Consider the following 18,005-nt stretch of genomic DNA (forward strand, 5'->3'; position numbering starts at 1 on the left):
TTGCTCTATTTATTGACTTTTTTAGTGGTTTCGGACAGTCCCATTGCTTCTTTGCCCTTTTTTGATACCTACTATTAATTTTAAATGATTTGTGTTCATGTCAGGAAATTTTTTCATGAGTTTGTAATTTGAAAAAGTCTACAAGGTGCGTACATCCACGATAGTCCAGTCACGGTCGTATGTCCGCTCCAAGATAACGTTATAGAACTTGCCGGTATCGTTCCGGCGAACTTCAACGACAGCCCGCTGGTTGGAAGCGGTAAGAAGTGAAAAGGAATCACGGTTAGAATTAAAGCCATATTGGGCGGCCTTATTCTTTACATAATCCACAGGACTGTTGATATAGGCATAGTTGCCGTTATAGCTGTTCTTACTCTGGTAATAAAGCTTCCCATCCCGCAGATAGGCGTGGCTTTTGTCAACTTTCGACCCGAGGTGCCTAGAGTCAGCCCGGTAATAAACCTTGCCATCCTGATACAAGGCCTGGTTTCCATTGGGACCTGGCCAGCTGTGTCTGTGCTGGTGCCAGTCGCGTCCCGGTGAGCGGGAATCCTTGGCAAATTGCTGCGCTATTTCCGCTTTTACCGGATACACATTGGCAGTTGTTTCGGCAGCGAGGGCTTTAGTAGCCGGCATACCAGACAATACGGCTCCGGTCATCATTGCAGCACCCATTAAAGCAGCGGTGCGACGCTTAAATTTGAGTCTCAATTGCCTGCGTTTTATGCTGTTTTTTCCCAATATTATCCCTCCTTCAACTGTATTTAACTTTAGTGTTTCGCATTATCAAATCATAATTCTAGGTAAATAATGAAGAATCAAGGGATGATTCTGGTTTCGTAACTTCCCCGTTCGACAGCCCTCAGCTTGGTGTATTGTATGGGGGAAGAGCTTACTTTACATGCTGAACAGGCGATAGCCGCAGAAGCGAAAGCCAATGAAGAATTGCATCAGAACGAGAAATAAAGAAAGCTGGCCTGAAGTGATTACTTCGGGCCAGCTTCCTTTTATACAAAAGTCAGTCACACCTATTCGCTGTGGAGGAGTTATTTGATTGAAACGGTATGGGACATTGCACTGAAAAAGCAGGCCGGTGCTGTATATGTTTAGTATGGAAGAGTGCTTGCCACCGGCGGAAAGGGAAAGGTATAATCAAAAGAAATAACGATAAGTAAGAGGGTGCCTGTTTGGTTAATTGGATTACAAAAAGGAAAAATGCTTACGGGATTGTACTGCTGGTAATCAGTCTTTCTTTGGCCGGCTCCTGGCTGCTCGGCAGAGGAATGCCGGAGAAAAAAGGCCCCCAGGCTGTGCAGGGGGTGCTTGATCTTTCCGGCTGGGACTTTGCAATTGACGGGAATGTTGCGCTGAACGGCCAATGGGAGTTTTACTGGCAGCAATTGCTGACTCCGGATGATTTTGCCGGCAACGGGCCGGCTGCCGTTCCCAGGTTGACCGGGTATCTAAAGGTTCCTTCCCTCTGGGCGGGAAGGCTGGGGGAGGAAACCCTGCAGACAGAGGGCTGCGGTACTTACCGGTTGCGGGTTAAGCTTAAGCCAACGACTGATACACTGGGGATAAAAACTCAGTATATCCGCCAGTCCCATAAGCTGTTTGTCGACGGGTTTCTGCGGGGGCAAAGCGGCAATCCTGGAACCGGTGAACATGTTTATACGTCCGGCAATACCCCGTATACCACCTTTTTCAGTGTACAAGGGGATCAACTGGAAATCATCGTGCAGGTGGCAAATTATACCTACCGTCCAAACAGTGGAATTGCCACCTCGGTATACCTTGGCCGGCAAAATGACATTATCGTTTTGGAAAACAGACTATCCAGGAGTGAGCTTATTGTATTTGCCGGGTTGTTTTTTATTGGCCTTTATCATATTTGTGTGTTCTTTTACCGGCCTGATAACCGGAGTTTAGGGTATTTCGGCCTGTACTGCCTTATTATGGCTTTGGCCCAATTTACGCAGGGGCAGCGGCTGATGGCGCAGTTTTTCCCGGAAATACCCTTTGAAATGATTTATAAAATAAAAAGCCTGGTCGGCTTTGGCCATGTTGTGGCGATGGCCCTGTTTTTGAAAGAGGCCGGCAGAGAACTGATTCCACCTAAACTGTTTACAGCTATAATCGGTATTTTTGGCAGTTACTTGCTGGTTATTTTATTATCGCCGCTAAAACTGTATTCTTATGTGGAGCTGCCGTTTGTTGTGCTGCAAAGTATCGTTTACATCGTTATTGTTTTTTTTCTGTGCCGGTCACTGTGTCAAAAAAGGTACGGAAATTTAGGGCGGTTGGGCCTGCAAATTCTGATTTGTGCCTTTACTTGCATCGTAATGACCATTTTGGAAATTTTCTTATACCAGAATGATTTTCTGCCGGCCCGGGTGCTTGGCGATTTTGGTGCATTGAGTTTTGTCATACTGACGTCGTTGATTCTGGTTATCCGCTTTTCCGACGCCTATGATACGATTGACGATATGTCACAAAGGCTGCTTAATCTAGATAAGCTCAAGGATGAATTTTTGCTGAATACGTCCCATGAGCTTAAAACGCCGCTGCAGGGCATCCTTACTATTGCGGAAGCCGGGCTGGAAGGCACGGAGAGCCAGGCAGCCTCTCGCCAGACGGAATATTGGCAGCAGATTATTTCCATTAGCCGCAGGCTGATTAATCTGATCAATGATATTTTGGATTTTTCCCGGCTTAAAACCAGGGAGCTCCGGCTGCAACTGGTGCCGGTGGACAGTAAATCGGTAGTTGATGCCGTATTGGATGTGGCCGGCTATATGCTGCCGCCGGGAAAAATCCGGCTGATTCAGGCACTGCCGGCAGGCTTGCCGGCTATTGTCGCCGACGAAGACCGGCTGAAGCAGGTACTGTTTAATCTTATCGGCAATGCCGTCAAATTTACCCGCGAGGGAGAAATCCAGGTTAAGGCTGAACTGCGGGAGGGCCGTTTGCGGATCGTTGTGGAGGATACCGGCTGCGGTATACCGGAGGAGCGGCAGAAAACGATATTTGATGCCTTCGAGCAGGTTGAGCATAGGCGCGGGGGGACGGGCATCGGGTTAACGATTTCCCGTCAATTGGTTGAATTAATGGGAGGCAAGCTGTGGCTTGACTGGTCGGAACCCGGTGTGGGGTCCCGCTTTGCCTTTGAATTGCCGGTCAGTCAGGCCGCGCCGGAACTGGTTGGCGACCGGCAGGCAAACTACCGGCAGCAACCGTTACTGCCGGCATTGCCGCTGCAGACAATAAAAAACGGAGCATTCACCATATTGGCAGTGGATGATGAACCGGCCAACCTGCAAATGGTGCTCCGGGTATTTGCTCAGGAGGACTATACTATTCTTACGGCTATGACGGCCGGGGAGGCGCTGGCGCAGATCGGCTCAAGCCGCAATCTGGATTTGGTGTTGCTGGACGTAATGCTGCCAGATATGTCTGGCTACGAATTGTGCCGCAGAATCAGGGAGCGGTACTCTATGCTGGAACTGCCGATTATCGTCCTGACAGCCTGCAATTCGCAGGAGGACATTGCCGCCGCTTTTGCCGCCGGGGCCAATGATTTTGTTGCCAAGCCGTTTGCCAGTCAGGAAATCAGGTCGCGGGTCAGGACGCTGCTGTCCCTGCAAAAAGCCGTAAAGGATGTTGTCCGGGCAGAAATGGCCTTTCTGCAATCCCAAATCAAGCCGCATTTTTTGTATAATGCGCTCAATACCATTGTTGCTTTTTGCTATACCGACGGGGAAAAGGCCGGGATGTTGCTGAGTGAATTCAGTAATTACTTGCGCAAAAGCTTTGAAATCCAGGGAACAGCTATTTATACCAACCTGGAGAACGAGCTGGAGCTGGTGCAGTCCTATGTGGAACTGGAAAAAGCCCGCTTTGGTGGCAGGCTGGAGGTCCATTACGCCATTGATCCCCATGTATGGCAAGTCCCTATTTTGCCGCTCACTATCCAGCCGCTGGTGGAAAATGCGATTCAGCATGGGATTATGCAACAAAGTGGCAAGGGACAGGTGCGAATTACAGTGAAAAAGGAAGGCGGCACTGTGGTCATAACGGTGGCCGATACCGGTGCAGGAATTCCCCCGGACCGGCTGGCCAGCCTATTGACTGATTCCGGCGCAGAAAATACTGGAATCGGTCTGCAAAATATCAATCGCCGTCTGCAGTCCTTTTATGGGCAGCAGCTGGCGATCGTCAGCAAGGTGGATGAAGGCACCACTGTAACTTTTCAGATTCCCGTCCGGCCGGAATCGGCAGACGAATAACTGTTTTCAGGATATGGGCCTGTGGTCCGGTGCTCCGGTGTTCCGGTCTACTCCTTGGGCGCGGCAGGAGTTTGGTTTAAATAAAGTAAAGTCAGGGCAACGCCTAACGTCGTGCGGCCTGTAAAAGAGTTCAGGGAGAATCCCAGAATTTTTTCAATTGACTGCTTGCGGAACAATACGGTTTTATAATGAATAAACAATTTCTCCGCCACTGTCTGCAGGCTGTCGTTCAACAATATGGCTTCCAGCGTGACAAACAGTTCGGTGCCGTTTTGCCGGTCATAGCGGAGCAGCTTGCCGAAGGTGTTGTTAATCAGGGTGTCGATTTCCGGCTGGGGAATGTAATGGGCTAAGGGCATTATTAGCCCGCTGTCCAGGAAATGATAGATTTCTGTTCGGGGAGATATTCGTATGCCGAGCAGGGCGGCATAGCGGGCTTCCCGGTACCCGGCGGCAAAGTTGCTAAAGGTGCCTGGCTGCGGGGCAATGCCGATAGCTGCTACTGTCTGGGGGAACCGGCTGTCCAGCAGGGCTTTCAGCCGGGCGGCGGCAAGCTGTTCCTCTTCCTTGGCATTGGCGGCAGAGACAGGGGAAAAATCCAGTATGCCCAACCCGTGGGGTGTTTCCCAGGCCAGCAGTGAGCCGGTTGATAATGCATCAAGCATAGCGGTGCGGCGGTGTCTGAAGTCCGGAGCCAGGTTGTTTTCCGGCGCTGCAGTTTGCGGAGCCGGCAACAGAAAGAAGAGAGAAAAGGGCTGGGAGGCGTCAAGCCCCAATTGTTGAGCTTGTCCGGCTATTTCCTGATCGTTGGTCGGTGCTCCTTTGAGCAAACGGTTAAAAAATTCACCGCGCCGTTTTGGCAGAGGTTCATAAGCAGCTTGCGGAATTTTCCCCATGATTTTTTCGATGGTGGCGTCCAGCCGGCGTTTAATTACCGGTTTGACGATATAGTCAATGGCGTCGACTTCAAAGGCCTGCAGGGCGAACTGATTATGCGCGGTAACAAAGACGACGGTTAGATTGTTTTGGTATTGACGCATTTTTCTGGCGGCATCCAAGCCGTTAGCCGTTGGCATCTGGATGTCGAGAAAAACCAGTTGAACCGGCTCGTGCCGAAGCTTTTGGCAGGCTTCCTCAAGGTCGGTATATTCGCCTACGATTTCAAGAACAGGATATTGCCGGAGCAGATAGGATAATGCTTCGAGGGCCGGCAATTCATCGTCAATGAGGATGGTTTTTATCATGGGACGTATACCTCTTGTTCTGCATGATTTTTGTTGCTGCGCGGTAAGGCGACAGTGTATGGTGTTTATTTCCCTGTAAGCAGGTTGTTTCCTGCCGGAAGAGATACTATCCAAAAAGATAAGAATATCCAGACAAAATTATCCTTTAGGATAATTTTGTCTGAACAGAGCGGATAAATCAAATATTATACAGGAAAAGACAGGCTGACTGTATAAATAATTCATATTTTACGGAATTATGTTATTTTGTGGGAGGCCTGTTAGCATGGAAATGGGTGGACGGACTGAAACGAGCAAAGGTATATCTAGCATTAGGAAAAAATTGATTGGAATTTTAGTGAGCGCCGTTGTAGTCGGCCTGGCATTATCCTCGTTTTTGATTTATGAGACGGCGCAAAAGGCGCTGGTGGAGAATACCGAACAGTCTATACAGGCACTGGCTGTCAGTTCAGGGCAGGAGGTGGGGCTGTGGCTGAATGAACAGAAGTCCTACATTACCACCCTGGCCAATTCCCCTTTGGTAGAGGTAGGCAATGTGCCCCGTACCTGGCCGTACCTGGCTGGAGAGATGGCCCGGGCGACCGATTATGATGTTTTGTTTGTGGCCAATGAAAAGGGCGATTATTTTTCGGCGACCCGCAATGACCGGGGAGGGATCATCCAGGGGGGCGCCAATGTCGGTGACCGCGAGTATTTTCCCGAAGTTATGAAGGGCAAAACAGTGATTTCCGATCCGGTCATTTCCAAGACCTCGGGACATCTGGTGGTTGTGGTGGCCGTGCCGCTGAAACGGGACGGCCGGGTAGTGGGAATGATCGGCGGCAGCATGAATATTGAAAAATTGATGCAGAAGATCAGCGGCACCAAGGTATACCAAACAGGCTATGCCTTTTTAGTCCAGGGCGATGGGCTGGTCATTGCCCATCCGGAGAAAAGTGTGGAGATGAAGAGCAATTTTCTCAAGGAAGGTGATCTTCGCCTGCGGCAGGCACTGACAGAGGCTTTGCAGGGTAAGCAAGGCATTACCCCATACCGTTGGGGCGAGGTGGACAAGTATGCCGGGTACGCGCCGGTGCCTGGCAGCAATTGGGCCTTGGTGGCTTCGGTGCCGGCCGACGAAGTCCACAGCCGGTTGACGACAGTTAGCCGCATTTCGTTTCTGACCCCGTTATTTGTGGCTGTTTTGATTATCGGAGTGACCGGATTGCTGCTTACCAAATGGCTCATCCGACCACTCAATGATTTTCAGTCGATGATGGCGGTAGTGGAAACCGGTGACTTTACGGTGCGCGGCAAAATATATGCCAATGACGAGATCGGAGCGTTGACCGGCGCAGTGAATCATACGCTGCAGGTGCTGGGCGACATGGTCGGCGATATCCGGCAGACGACGGGGCTGATGAAGGATGCCTCGGTCGATTTGATTGATGTTTCGACCACATTGGCAGCCAATAGTGAGCAAATGAGTGCCCAGATATCGACAATCAGCGCCACGGTGGAGGAGATTTCGGCCGGCATTGAAGAAACGGCCAGCTCGGCCGAGGAGGTAAGTCATGGTGTGGATGCGGTGGCCGGACTGGCTAACGGAATGTCGGCCGCCGCGCAGCATGTGTCGGCAACAACCAACCGGATTGCCGGCCAGGTTGACCAGGTGAGTGAGGTCGTGGCGGAAATATCGCAAAGCATCAATCGTGTGGCTGCTTCAGCAGGGGACGTCTCCGCTTCTATGGCGGAGGTGGACCGGGCAGTACAGGAGATCAGCTGTTCGCTTGGTCAGGTCGGCCAGCATTGCGACCGGTCCATTCACATTACGCTGGCGGCAGAGAATCAGTCGCAGGAAACGACGGCAATGATTCAAAAACTGAGCATAACGACGAAACGGATTAATCAAATTGTTGATGTCATTCGCAGCATTGCTGAACAGACCAATATGCTGGCCCTGAACGCCACCATTGAGGCGGCCGGGGCCGGAGAGGCCGGAAAAGGGTTTGCGGTGGTGGCGGCCGAGGTCAAAGAACTGGCGAAACGGACGGCGGAAGAGACGCGTCATATTGCCCGGCAAATTGAAGAAATGCACAGTGATATGGGCGAGGCAGTCGGCGCGGTGAGTAAGATTGCCACCGTTATTACGGAAACGACCGGCATTACCCGAACGATTGCATCAGCGGTTTCCGAACAATCGCGCAGTGTTGGTAATATTACAACGGCAATGACGGCAGGTGTCAAAGAAGTGGCAGGCATTAGCAAGGAGATCAGCGATATCGCAGACCATGCCCAGCAGGTGTCGCAAATGGCGGCGGCGGCCTCAGAGGGAGTCAGACAAGTGGATGAGGCTACGGCGGATATTTCGGTCAAAGCGGTGGAGACGGCTAAAAGTGCCGACCAAATGTCGGCGTTAATGGGGAATATCGTTTTAGCGACTAAAGAGATTGCCCAGGGAACCCAAAACATTACAGAAAGCATTCAGGAAGCCGATGCCGCTACAGCAGATATGGCCGGCACCGCTTCGCACACCAGCGGCTCTGCCAGTGAACTGGGCGAAACGGCCCACCATCTGGAACAGATGATGGCGCAGTTCAAAATTTAGGTGATAAAGGCGTCCCGAACAGGGGATAGGCTGGCTGTGACAAGCGATGATCAAAAAATGAGTGGTGACAAGGATGGATTTCGGTCAGGAATTACTGCAAGAATTTGTTGAAGAAGCCAAGGCTCATATCGGAACACTGGAGGTAGGACTGCTGCGTCTGGAAGAAGGCAGTTACGAAGCATCTTTGTTGGATGAACTGTTTCGCGCTGTTCACAGTGTAAAGGGTACGGCCGGTTTCTTTGAAATGGATAAAGTTGTAACTTTGGCGCATGCCATGGAAACCCTGCTGGGAAGACTGCGCAACCAGGAATGCGGTATTACCGTAGCGATGATTGACGGACTGTTACTGGCTGCCGATCAATTGAAGGACCTGGTAAATAATCCTGCCGGTCAGGAAGGGATAGACATTGATAGCGCTTTGAACATTCTGCAAGCTCTGACCGGCAAGACGCAGCAGCAGCCGGCCGGCGCAGAAGGCACGCTGGATGTCTGGGAGTTGTGGAACCAATTGACCGGTGAGGCCACTCAGGCAGCAGCGGTGCCGCAGGATGAAAGCCTGCCGCCAGCGACCGGTAACCAGAGTACCATACCGGCGTCTGATCGAGGTGCGGTCAAAAAGCCTTACACTGAAATCAGCAAGACGCAGGCCGGCCTGGTGGAGGAAAGTATCCGGGTCAAGGTAGCGTTGCTTGACGATTTGCTGAATATTATCGGCGAAATGGTTTTGCGGCGGAATCAATTGCTGCGCATTACTGAAAGCCTTGGTTGTGAGGCACCGCAGCTGGATGTGGTAACTCACGGGATCGACAGTTTAACAACCAAGCTGCAGGAAAAGGTTATGAAGGCCAGAATGCAGCCTGTTGCCAATGTATTTAATAAGTTTCCCCGTATTGTCCGGGAACTGGCGCGCAGTTTGGGCAAAGAGGTGGAACTGGTTACTCAGGGGAACAACGTGGAAATGGACCGTTCGATCATTGAAGCGCTGGCCGACCCGATGACCCATCTGGTTCGCAATGCCCTGGACCATGGCATTGAGACGCCGCAGGACAGAATGGATAAGGGCAAGCGGCTGCCGGCGACACTGCTTTTACATGCCTATCATGAAAGCGGACGGGTGGTCATTGATATCCAGGATGACGGTGCAGGCATTGATCTGGAGAAAATTAAAACCAAGGCGGTGGCCAAAGGCTGGGTGACGGAAGCGGAAGCAGCACTATTAAAAGAAGCTGAGCTGCTGAGTTTTATTATGAAACCGGGATTCTCCACTATTGACCAGGTTACTGCCGTATCCGGCCGGGGAGTCGGCATGGATGTGGTCAAAACCAATATTGAAAAACTGGGCGGCAAAGTAGAGGTATTTACCGCTAAGGAGCAGGGCACTACGTTTCGCCTGCTGCTGCCATTGACTTTGGTCATTATTTCTTCCTTTATTGTGGAAGGGGCCAGCGATGCCTTTGCCATTCCGCAGGCCAATGTCAAGGAACTGGTATTGCTGCAGCCGGACAATCAACAGCAAAAGCAGATTGAATTTATTCATGGTACGCCGGTGCTCCGCCTGCGCAACCGTCTGCTGCCACTGGTCCGGCTTGTCGATATTCTCGGAATAGAAGGAGCCCATGCCGACAGTGCGGCTTATTTTGCCGATGAGACCAGAACCTTTCGCATTCTGGTGGTTAAGAGCGGCAACTTATGGTATGGTCTGGCGGTGGATGCCGTCTATGATACCGAGGAAATTCTGGTAAAGCCGGTTCCGGCGGCACTGAAAACCAGCGGCTGTTATTCCGGGGTGACCGTGTTGGGCGACGGGCGGATTGCGATGATTCTCGATCTGGAGCTGGTTCATCGGAAAGCCGGGTTGTCTTTGCAGGAGGAAAAGCTGAGGTCGACGGTGGAGGTAAATTCCCGGACGGAAGAAACCAACCTGCTCTTATTTCGGACCTCCGGCGGCGAATTGTTGGGGATTGATCTGTCGATGGTGGCCAGAGTGGAGAAAGTGGCGGTAACAACCTTGCAAAAGATCGGATCACAGCAGTATGTTACTTTTCAGGAGCGGATTGTTCGCGTTATCCGGCCGGAATACTATTTGCCGCTTAGCCGGCGAAAGACAAAGACTGACTGGGTATATGTCATTTTGCCGCGGTTTGTCAGAATTCCCGTCGGCATCGTGGCCGAGGAAATTTATGATGTGGTTTCCACGCCAATCCAGCTAGAGGGCTGCAATAGCAGTGGACAGAGCACTCTCGGTTCTATTTTGGTGAATGGACAGATTGTCACGCTGCTGGATATGTATGCCCTGTTTCAGACGGCAGTGCCTGAATATTATCAGGTTTCCCGGCAGTTTCCCGCAGAAGGGGAGGATGCCGGGAAGCCGCAGCGGGTAAAAATTTTACTGGCCGAGGACACTCCTTTTTTCGCCCGTGTCACCAAAAGTTACCTGGAAAGTGACGGCTACGAGGTTGTGGTGGTGGAGGACGGGGTGCAGGCGCTGGCTGCGCTGGACACTCAGTCTTTTGATGTGGTTGTCAGCGACGTGGAAATGCCCAAAATGGACGGGCTGGAACTGGTACGGACCATCCGGGCGCGGGAGGATATTAAGCACTTGCCGGTGATCGCCCTGACCTCGCTAAGCGGCGAGACCAACCGGGAAAGGGGCTTGCGGGCGGGCTTTGATTTATATGAAGGCAAATTAAACAGGGCGAGATTATTAAAAAGTGTTGCCGCCGTGCTGCAAAAGAATCAGCAAGATAAGTCTTGAAAGCGCTGCTGTGGCTAAGCACGGAAAGGAGGGGACTGCGGAATGGCTCGTGTGCTTATTGTAGATGATTCGGCGTTTGCCCGGAAAAGCTTAATAGAAATCATCCAGGGATTAGGGCATAAGATTGTGGCGGAAGCGGCGAATGGGGCACAGGCTTTTGTCGAATATGTCAAGCATAAACCGGATATAGTGACTATGGATATGACGATGGAAGGCATCAGCGGGGCGGAGACGATTTCCAAGATCATCGCCGGGTATCCTGATGCACGGATTATCGTCATTAGTGCCATTGAAGAGCGACAGGTCATTCTGGATTCTCTGGAGCGAGGAGCCCGGCATTTTATTATAAAACCCATTACTGTTAGTAAAGTCGCACAGGTTGTTGGCCATGTCCTGAATCAAAACTTTGATTACCCCAAGCACCTGGAAATGGTACGGCGCCTGAAGGGAACTACCGGTACGGAGGAACGGCTTAAGACGATGGGGGATGTACACTGGCCGCCCTATCAAATTTTTCGGGACGATAAAATGGTGCAAGTTGCTATTTATCCCACATTGTCGCCGGTCAGTTGCCAGAGTCTGCTGATTGAGGTGCAGGAATATCTGGAGGAGGAAGCTCGGTTGCTGTTGAATTTTGGCCCGACTGCCAGCCTTAAACCGGAGGCGTTGGCTGCGTTGGACCAGTTGGTGCAGACGATTGAAAATAAAGGCGGCACCGTGCGGGCAATCTCCTATGACTTGAACTTCACCGAAAGCCTGGCCGAACAGGGGTATGCCTATTTGGCGAATGTTGTCCGTTTATTTTCCCGGTAGACCTGCCCGGTGGAGCGTCATCAGATAAATAAAGTAGGTAAGGCAGATGGATAAACAATGGCAAAAATACTGATTGTTGATGATAGTCCGGTGGAAATAAAGATTATGCGTAATTTTCTGCAGAATTGGCATGAAATTATTGAGGCCCGGGAGGGGAAAGAGGCTCTTGCTCTGGCGGCGGCCTGCCAGCCGGATTTGATTCTATTGGATATTATTATGCCCGGTCTTGACGGTTTTGCTATTTGCCGGGCGTTGAAAAGCCGGGTTGAACTGGCAGATATTCCAGTCATCTTTATCACCAGCGCCACTCAGATCCGGGATGTGGTGGAAGGCTTTCGCTGCGGCGGTCAGGACTATATAATAAAACCCTTTTACGCCTTGGAACTGCAGGCTAGAATCAAGGTTCATCTGGAACTCCGGCAATCGCAGAAAGCCCTGCAGCAATATATTTTGCAGGTGGAGCAAAAGAATGAAGAATTGAAAGAGATGATGGAAAAGCTGGAGATTTCCGCGAAAACCGATTATATAACAGGGCTGGCTAACCGCCGCTGCATGATGGAAACCCTGCAGCAGGCAATGGTCCGGTTGCAAGAAAAAGGCGGGCAGGATGCAATCCTGTTGGGGGATATTGATAATTTTAAACGGATAAATGACACTTATGGGCATGAATGCGGCGATATGGTGCTGAAAACAGTGGCAGAATGCATGCAGTCGGTGTTGGGTAGCCAGAACTACCTGTCACGCTGGGGTGGTGAAGAGTTTTTGATGCTGTTGCCGGGCAGCGGACTGGCTGAGGCTAAACAGTGTGCCGAGCGAGTCAGGGAAGCTATTGCCCAGCATGTGTTTGTGTACCGCAGTCAGGAATTCACCTTGACGATCACTCTGTCGGTGCTGGGGCTGACCGCTGATTCCGCACTGGATGACAGTATACGGGTACTTGATAACGGACTGTACCTGGGGAAACGGTGTTCGAGAAACTGCGTGGTTGACTCCCGGGACGGCTCTATTTATTCCCGACAGCAGAGTGGTTGATACAGAAATACCCCAAAGTCCAATGCGAACTTGGGGTATCTTTTTGTTATGACTGATTTATAATAATCCGGGAAAACTAATCTGAATATTTTCTTGGAGATAGGAGAAAGTTATGCCCTCTGCCTATTGGTACTATGGATTAGTTGTTATTGCGCTGATCTTGCTGGCTGCTTCATTATTATATAGAAAAGATTGGAAGCTGCTGGTGTTGCAGCTAACAATTACTGGCATAATTCACCCGTTCGAGATCGTAGTATTGATCCTAACAGATGCATATCGCTACTTTCCTGGTATTCTGGCTGACCTGAGACTGGATAACTATTTGGGCTCATACATATCTAACTCGCTCATTGTGCCGGCTTCTGCGGTAGCCATAAATGCGTTTTCACTTTCCTGGGGATATATAGTGCCTATTGCCGTTATCTTCACTGGTATCGACTGGTTCTTCGCAACCCTCGGCATTTATCAGCACTTTTGGTGGAAATCAGCTTATACCGGCATCGGACTTATTATTCTCTATGGAATAAGCAGGAAGATTTGGTCAGGACTGCAGGAAAAGAGGAACTGTTCAATTTTTAGACTTACCGTCATTTATCTAACCTATGCTTCTATCCATAATATAATCGTTTTCTTGGTAAACCAAGGGGGCGAACTATTTAAATTTCAGGTTCCCTTGGCAGGGGATCCCGAGAAATTTCACCAGGGATTTTTTTACCTCTATCTTTTTATCACCAGCGTAATTATTGTATTAGTAATAGGTCTAAAGCTGCCTTTGCACTACCGGTTGCTCGGTATTGCATTTTTGACTTTTGTGTATTGGGTTATAGGCGGGTATCACATTTTTGTTCCCCAAGTTGATGATATTTCAGCATGGCAGCTTATCTTAGTGCCAATAATTGTGGTGCCTATTCTAATGTGCCTTTTTCGTATCGCTAAAATAGATTACATTTTTCCTAAATAAAAATAACAGGCTAGTGCTGAACCAATATGGGTTAGCATTAGCCTGTTTAGTTGCCACCGGACAATTTGGCTTCACTGGATAACAATTTATTAAATTATACTGAATGAAGCCAGCGATAATGCAAGCCAGCAAATTGATCCTAACAAAATCGGCTTTGTACCGCTTTTTACTAATTTTATTACATTTGTATTAAGCCCGATAGCAGCCATCGCCATGATAATAATAAACTTTCCAAGCTGCGCAATGGAAGCCCCCATTCCCTGTGGCATCGGGATAAAAGTGTTAACGATAGAGGCAGCTACGAAGCCGATCACAAACCACGGAAATATTTTCCCCATAATATAGCTTTCATTGCTTTTGTCGTTTCCATGATGCTTTGGCGAGTTTTGAGACGTATAAATAGCCAGTACCAGCGTAATGGGTACAATCATCAGAGTTCGTGTTAATTTCACAATGACGGCAAGGCTACCGGCCTCATTGCTGAAGGCATACCCGGCTGCAACCACGGAGGATGTATCATTGATGGCAGTGCCTGCCCATAAACCGAAGGTATGATCACTCATGCCGAGAATATGCCCAAGCAACGGAAATAGAAATGCTGCAATTACATTGAACAAGAAAATGGTTGATATAGAGCGTGCAACTTCCTCGGCATTGGCACGAATCACCGGTGCTGTTGCCGCAATTGCGGAACCGCCGCAAATCGCGGTACCAACTCCAATCAGTATATTCGTTTTGGGGTCAATTTTCAGAAGTTTTCCTGCAACAAAAGCAGTTCCAAATGTAATTGTCAGCGTAAACACCATTAAAGCAAGCGTCTGACCTCCTACTTTAAAAATATTGTACAGGTTCATATCAAAACCAAGAAGAATAATGGAGTATTGCAGCAGTTTTTTTGCGGTATATTTGATTCCCTCATCAAAAACAACTGACCTTTTCCCAAAGGCCAGTACCATGCCAAATAAAATACCCAATACAGGACCACCGATGATGGGAAAAGCCTCACCTATGAACCATGCCGGAATTGCTATAATAATTGTAAGACCAATACCCAAGAGCTTATTTAATATTGATTGCAAAAACAATCACCTCCATGCCCCTTATCATACGCCTTGACAATTAATAAGTACAATATTATTATCTTATTATATTGATAAGCATATTCTAATGTATAGGGGACTAAGAGATGACATTGCGTCACTTTAAAATCTTCGTATCTGTTTGTGACAATATGAATATGACAGCGGCAGCAGAAGCTCTTTTTATGTCGCAATCTGCTATCAGCCAAGCCATCGCAGAGCTTGAAAAACACTATGATATTAGACTCTTTGAACGGCTTTCAAGAAAGCTTTACCTGACCCACGCGGGTGAAAGATTACTCAGTTACGCTCGGCATATGATTCGAATGAACGAGGACATTGAAAAGGATATGAAGACACTGCAGGAAAGCGGCTCTATTCGCCTTGGGGCAAGCGTTACAATCGGTGCCAATGTGCTGCCGAAATTAGTGTCAGATTACAAAAAGTCTAATCCGAAAACAAAGATTGAAGTTTTTGAAAGCAATACAGAGCAGATTGAAAGTCGAATCCTGCATGATCAAACAGATGTTGCCCTTGTAGAAGGGGAAACCGTCTCGCCGGATATTATCAGTTTGCCGTTCATGGAAGACGAACTGATCCTCATTTGCAGTAGTAAACATCGTTTTGCAGATCTTGCTGTGATAGAAGCGCATGAACTTGAAAAGGAAGATTTTATCATACGCGAAAAAGGCAGTGGAACCCGTAAAACAGCAGAAGATGTCCTGGCAGTACATAATCTTTCATGGAGAGTATCATGGACATGTAATAATGCCGATACCATCAAAATGGCTGTGGCTGAGGGGCTGGGTATATCAATCATCTCAAAACGCGCAGTAACAAATGAAGTCAGGTCAGGCATGCTGTGCATGAAAGAAATAAAAGGTATTCGCTTTGAGCGTAAATTCAAAATCGTTTTTCACAAAAACAAATATCTCACTGAACAAATGAAAGATTTCATAAAATTATGCTCAGAAGGACAATATTGTTAAGTCAGATAGAGAGACAAATGGCCGGACAGTGGGGACGTTCCCGGCCGGACAGTGGGGACGTTCCCTATTTGGCTTTAGATTTATGATACCATTGCGAAGCAAAATGAGCGTCCCTCTGCTTCTTGTATGCATTTTTTAACAAGTTAATCGATCTACAGCATATTTGACAAAGCGTTTAACCGTCGGAGATGCATTTTCCAACGATGGAAGTGCGATACCCAAGGTGATCTGCTGTGGAGGGGAAAGCGGAAGTTTCACCACATCACATTGCCATTTGCGAGTGATCAGCTCATTCATAATACTCATTCCTAATCCTTGTTCAATCATAGCCATAGCAGCAAAGTTTTCCAATGTAGAGAATTGGATATTTGGTTTTAAATTGTTTTCCTGAAACAGTGCGACTACATCAACATCGCGTCCAAGCGCAGGCATGATAAAACGCTCATATTCACAATTTTGAAGCGGGTATGACGCTTCTTTAGCAAGTGAATGTGTTTTCGGCAATACAGCCAGCATTTGATCTTCAGCAAGCGGTATCCAGTCGTAAGGCATCGGGTCTTTGTAACTCAAAAAAGCCACATCTGCGATTTTTTCATCCAGCCATTTAGTTACTTTCTGCCGTATCCCTTCCATTAGTTTGATTTGAATTTGTGGATAATCCTCCTGAAAAGCACGAATAACACTTGGCAGCCAGTGTGTTGCAATACTGGAATAGGCAGCGATTGTAATACTGCCTATTAAACGGCCATTCATCTCAGCTGCAAGTTGGTAAATGCGATTTTCCTGCAAAAGAAATTCTCGCACAGCAGGCAGCATTTTTTCTCCATTCTCAGTTGGCATTACCCCTTTTTTATTCCGGCGCAACAGCGAGAAGCCGAGTTCGTTTTCAAGAGCACTGACAAGTTGGCTCACCCCGGAGGGCGTATAATTTAAAACTTCTGCCGCCTTGGAAAAACTCCCAGCTTCAACAGCGGCTAAAAATGCCTTACATCTTGCACTCTCCATAAGTCACTCCTTTTAAGTAATACTAAATACGATTAATATAAAATTTAGTTTTAATTTATGATAAATTTATTCTACAATAAGGTCAAGAAAAACACAAAGCTTTTGCTGTAGGAGCGTACAGAATATGAAATCTTTTGATATTGAATTGGTAGGAAAAATTGGTTCAATGGCCTTAATCCGGAAGGCGGAACACGATATTGACTACAATGTATTTAGTCGTATTGGCCGGGAACTGCAGCCGGGGATGATTTGGGTTAGTTCCGGTGCGGTAGAAATTGGGCGTTTGGATTATATCAAGCGTACGGGCCGGGAACTGGAAGGCCCCAAAGATAACATAATGACCGATTACTCTGCCCAAGGGCAAGCCATTTTAATGGAGGAATATCGGCGGTACATACCCAAAGCTTATTCCGTGAGGCAGTTTTTAGTTGAACATACGCATTTCAATGATGCAGAGAAACGAAAAAATATCTATGAGGCTTTAATGCGTTGTGTTGAGCAAAAGGCAATTCCTATCGTCAATTATAACGATGCGGTCAGCTTTGAGGCAAACCGCTGCTGGGAGCTTGAGCAACTGCGCTTCAGTGGACATGAACGGGTTGTAGAATGTATTGATAACGACGAAACAGCATCAGTCATTTCGACATTGGTACATGCCAGATATTTACTGATATTCACTTCTGCCGATGGCATTTATTTAGATCCCAACAATCCAGCAACATTGGTTGAGCGGGTGGAGGGAAAAGACGAGGAAGAACTGATTGCTGCGATTGACGAATTACAAGACCATTGTATTGGAGCGAGCCGCTCCGGGGCTGGCGGGGCTAAAGCAAAGTTGGAATTTATCAAAGAGCCTGTTCGTCAGGGAACAACGGTTATGATTGCAAGTCCGCGTTACAGCATAAAAGAAGTACTTACCGGCAACTGTCCCCGGACAGTATTCCAAATCAGATAACGCGAAGATTGGGGAATACTATTGGCATGATTCGTATCTAAGTGCCATGCTGGTGTTTTTGCAAAGCTTATATCTTTTAATAAAGAAGCCACAGGTGGGCTTCTTTTATTTTTATGATAAGAAAAGTTTTTGTTTTTTATTGAGAAATCTTCAAAATATAAAACTTGATTAAATTTTACTCAGTGAAAGAACGAATGAAGTTGGGTGTCAGTGATAATTTAGTACGGTTTTCAGCGGGAATAGAAAATGTTGAAGACTTAAAACAGGATATCCTCCAGGCTTTGTCGAAGGTCTGACAG

13 protein-coding genes are annotated in these 18,005 nt (G+C 48.2%); 9 read left to right on the forward strand and 4 right to left on the reverse strand.

Annotated features, from left to right (window positions below):
- Positions 1 to 138 precede the first annotated feature (138 nt).
- Positions 139 to 741, reverse strand: coding sequence for a hypothetical protein (locus tag GT1_RS05460; RefSeq protein WP_075757017.1), 603 nt, complete (start codon positions 739 to 741; stop codon positions 139 to 141).
- A 446-nt stretch (positions 742 to 1,187) separates the two neighbouring features.
- Here GT1_RS05460 and GT1_RS05465 point away from each other — a divergent pair, with 446 nt between their 5' ends.
- Positions 1,188 to 4,286 carry an ATP-binding protein gene (locus GT1_RS05465; RefSeq protein WP_188397869.1) on the forward strand — a complete coding sequence of 1,033 codons (3,099 nt, stop codon included), beginning with the start codon at positions 1,188 to 1,190 and terminating at the stop codon, positions 4,284 to 4,286.
- 47 nt (positions 4,287 to 4,333) lie between these two features.
- On the opposite strand, the gene GT1_RS05470 is transcribed toward GT1_RS05465, so the two are convergent.
- A complete protein-coding gene (locus tag GT1_RS05470; RefSeq protein ID WP_188397870.1) occupies positions 4,334 to 5,530 on the reverse strand; it encodes a response regulator in 1,197 nt (398 codons plus the stop codon).
- Between the two features lie 265 nt (positions 5,531 to 5,795).
- On the opposite strand from GT1_RS05470, the gene GT1_RS05475 reads away from it, so the two are divergent.
- From GT1_RS05475 to GT1_RS05495, 5 genes are all read left to right on the forward strand, one after another.
- Complete coding sequence (locus GT1_RS05475) at positions 5,796 to 8,117, forward strand: methyl-accepting chemotaxis protein (protein WP_223226068.1); 2,322 nt, start codon at positions 5,796 to 5,798, stop codon at positions 8,115 to 8,117.
- A gap of 61 nt (positions 8,118 to 8,178) precedes the next feature.
- Positions 8,179 to 10,872: a chemotaxis protein CheW gene (locus tag GT1_RS05480; RefSeq protein WP_188397872.1), complete on the forward strand. Its 2,694-nt coding sequence runs from the start codon at positions 8,179 to 8,181 to the stop codon at positions 10,870 to 10,872.
- Between the two features lie 42 nt (positions 10,873 to 10,914).
- Positions 10,915 to 11,685, forward strand: a complete 771-nt coding sequence (locus tag GT1_RS05485) for a response regulator (RefSeq protein ID WP_188397873.1) — start codon at positions 10,915 to 10,917, stop codon at positions 11,683 to 11,685.
- 57 nt (positions 11,686 to 11,742) lie between these two features.
- A complete protein-coding gene (locus GT1_RS05490) occupies positions 11,743 to 12,717 on the forward strand; it encodes a diguanylate cyclase (protein ID WP_188397874.1) in 975 nt (324 codons plus the stop codon).
- A gap of 112 nt (positions 12,718 to 12,829) precedes the next feature.
- Entirely contained in the window at positions 12,830 to 13,678 is an 849-nt protein-coding gene (locus tag GT1_RS05495) for a hypothetical protein (protein WP_188397875.1), read from the forward strand.
- An 89-nt stretch (positions 13,679 to 13,767) separates the two neighbouring features.
- Here GT1_RS05495 and GT1_RS05500 read toward each other — a convergent pair whose 3' ends face one another.
- Complete coding sequence (locus tag GT1_RS05500) at positions 13,768 to 14,757, reverse strand: YeiH family protein (RefSeq protein ID WP_188397876.1); 990 nt, start codon at positions 14,755 to 14,757, stop codon at positions 13,768 to 13,770.
- A gap of 107 nt (positions 14,758 to 14,864) precedes the next feature.
- On the opposite strand from GT1_RS05500, the gene GT1_RS05505 reads away from it, so the two are divergent.
- Complete coding sequence (locus tag GT1_RS05505; RefSeq protein ID WP_188397877.1) at positions 14,865 to 15,746, forward strand: LysR family transcriptional regulator; 882 nt, start codon at positions 14,865 to 14,867, stop codon at positions 15,744 to 15,746.
- A gap of 135 nt (positions 15,747 to 15,881) precedes the next feature.
- Here GT1_RS05505 and GT1_RS05510 read toward each other — a convergent pair whose 3' ends face one another.
- Positions 15,882 to 16,751: a LysR family transcriptional regulator gene (locus GT1_RS05510; RefSeq protein ID WP_188397878.1), complete on the reverse strand. Its 870-nt coding sequence runs from the start codon at positions 16,749 to 16,751 to the stop codon at positions 15,882 to 15,884.
- A 124-nt stretch (positions 16,752 to 16,875) separates the two neighbouring features.
- Here GT1_RS05510 and GT1_RS05515 point away from each other — a divergent pair, with 124 nt between their 5' ends.
- Positions 16,876 to 17,706 carry a uridylate kinase gene (locus tag GT1_RS05515; RefSeq protein WP_188397879.1) on the forward strand — a complete coding sequence of 277 codons (831 nt, stop codon included), beginning with the start codon at positions 16,876 to 16,878 and terminating at the stop codon, positions 17,704 to 17,706.
- A 194-nt stretch (positions 17,707 to 17,900) separates the two neighbouring features.
- Positions 17,901 to 18,002: a PLP-dependent transferase gene (locus GT1_RS22720; RefSeq protein WP_188397922.1), complete on the forward strand. Its 102-nt coding sequence runs from the start codon at positions 17,901 to 17,903 to the stop codon at positions 18,000 to 18,002.
- Positions 18,003 to 18,005: the final 3 nt, after the last annotated feature.

Origin of the sequence: Sporomusa sp. GT1, assembly GCF_014634905.1 — a bacterium.
Lineage (GTDB): Bacteria > Bacillota > Negativicutes > Sporomusales > Sporomusaceae > Sporomusa > Sporomusa sphaeroides.

What these genes read in the sequence shown, in the direction of transcription:
- GT1_RS05470 (WP_188397870.1), bottom strand. Translation starts at nt 5,530, where the DNA reads ATGATAAAAACCATCCTCATTGACGATGAATTGCCGGCCCTCGAAGCA.
- GT1_RS05475 (WP_223226068.1), top strand. Translation starts at nt 5,796, where the DNA reads ATGGAAATGGGTGGACGGACTGAAACGAGCAAAGGTATATCTAGCATT.
- GT1_RS05485 (WP_188397873.1), top strand. Translation starts at nt 10,915, where the DNA reads ATGGCTCGTGTGCTTATTGTAGATGATTCGGCGTTTGCCCGGAAAAGC.
- GT1_RS05490 (WP_188397874.1), top strand. Translation starts at nt 11,743, where the DNA reads ATGGCAAAAATACTGATTGTTGATGATAGTCCGGTGGAAATAAAGATT.
- GT1_RS05495 (WP_188397875.1), top strand. Translation starts at nt 12,830, where the DNA reads ATGCCCTCTGCCTATTGGTACTATGGATTAGTTGTTATTGCGCTGATC.
- GT1_RS05505 (WP_188397877.1), top strand. Translation starts at nt 14,865, where the DNA reads ATGACATTGCGTCACTTTAAAATCTTCGTATCTGTTTGTGACAATATG.
- GT1_RS05510 (WP_188397878.1), bottom strand. Translation starts at nt 16,751, where the DNA reads ATGGAGAGTGCAAGATGTAAGGCATTTTTAGCCGCTGTTGAAGCTGGG.
- GT1_RS05515 (WP_188397879.1), top strand. Translation starts at nt 16,876, where the DNA reads ATGAAATCTTTTGATATTGAATTGGTAGGAAAAATTGGTTCAATGGCC.
- GT1_RS22720 (WP_188397922.1), top strand. Translation starts at nt 17,901, where the DNA reads ATGAAGTTGGGTGTCAGTGATAATTTAGTACGGTTTTCAGCGGGAATA.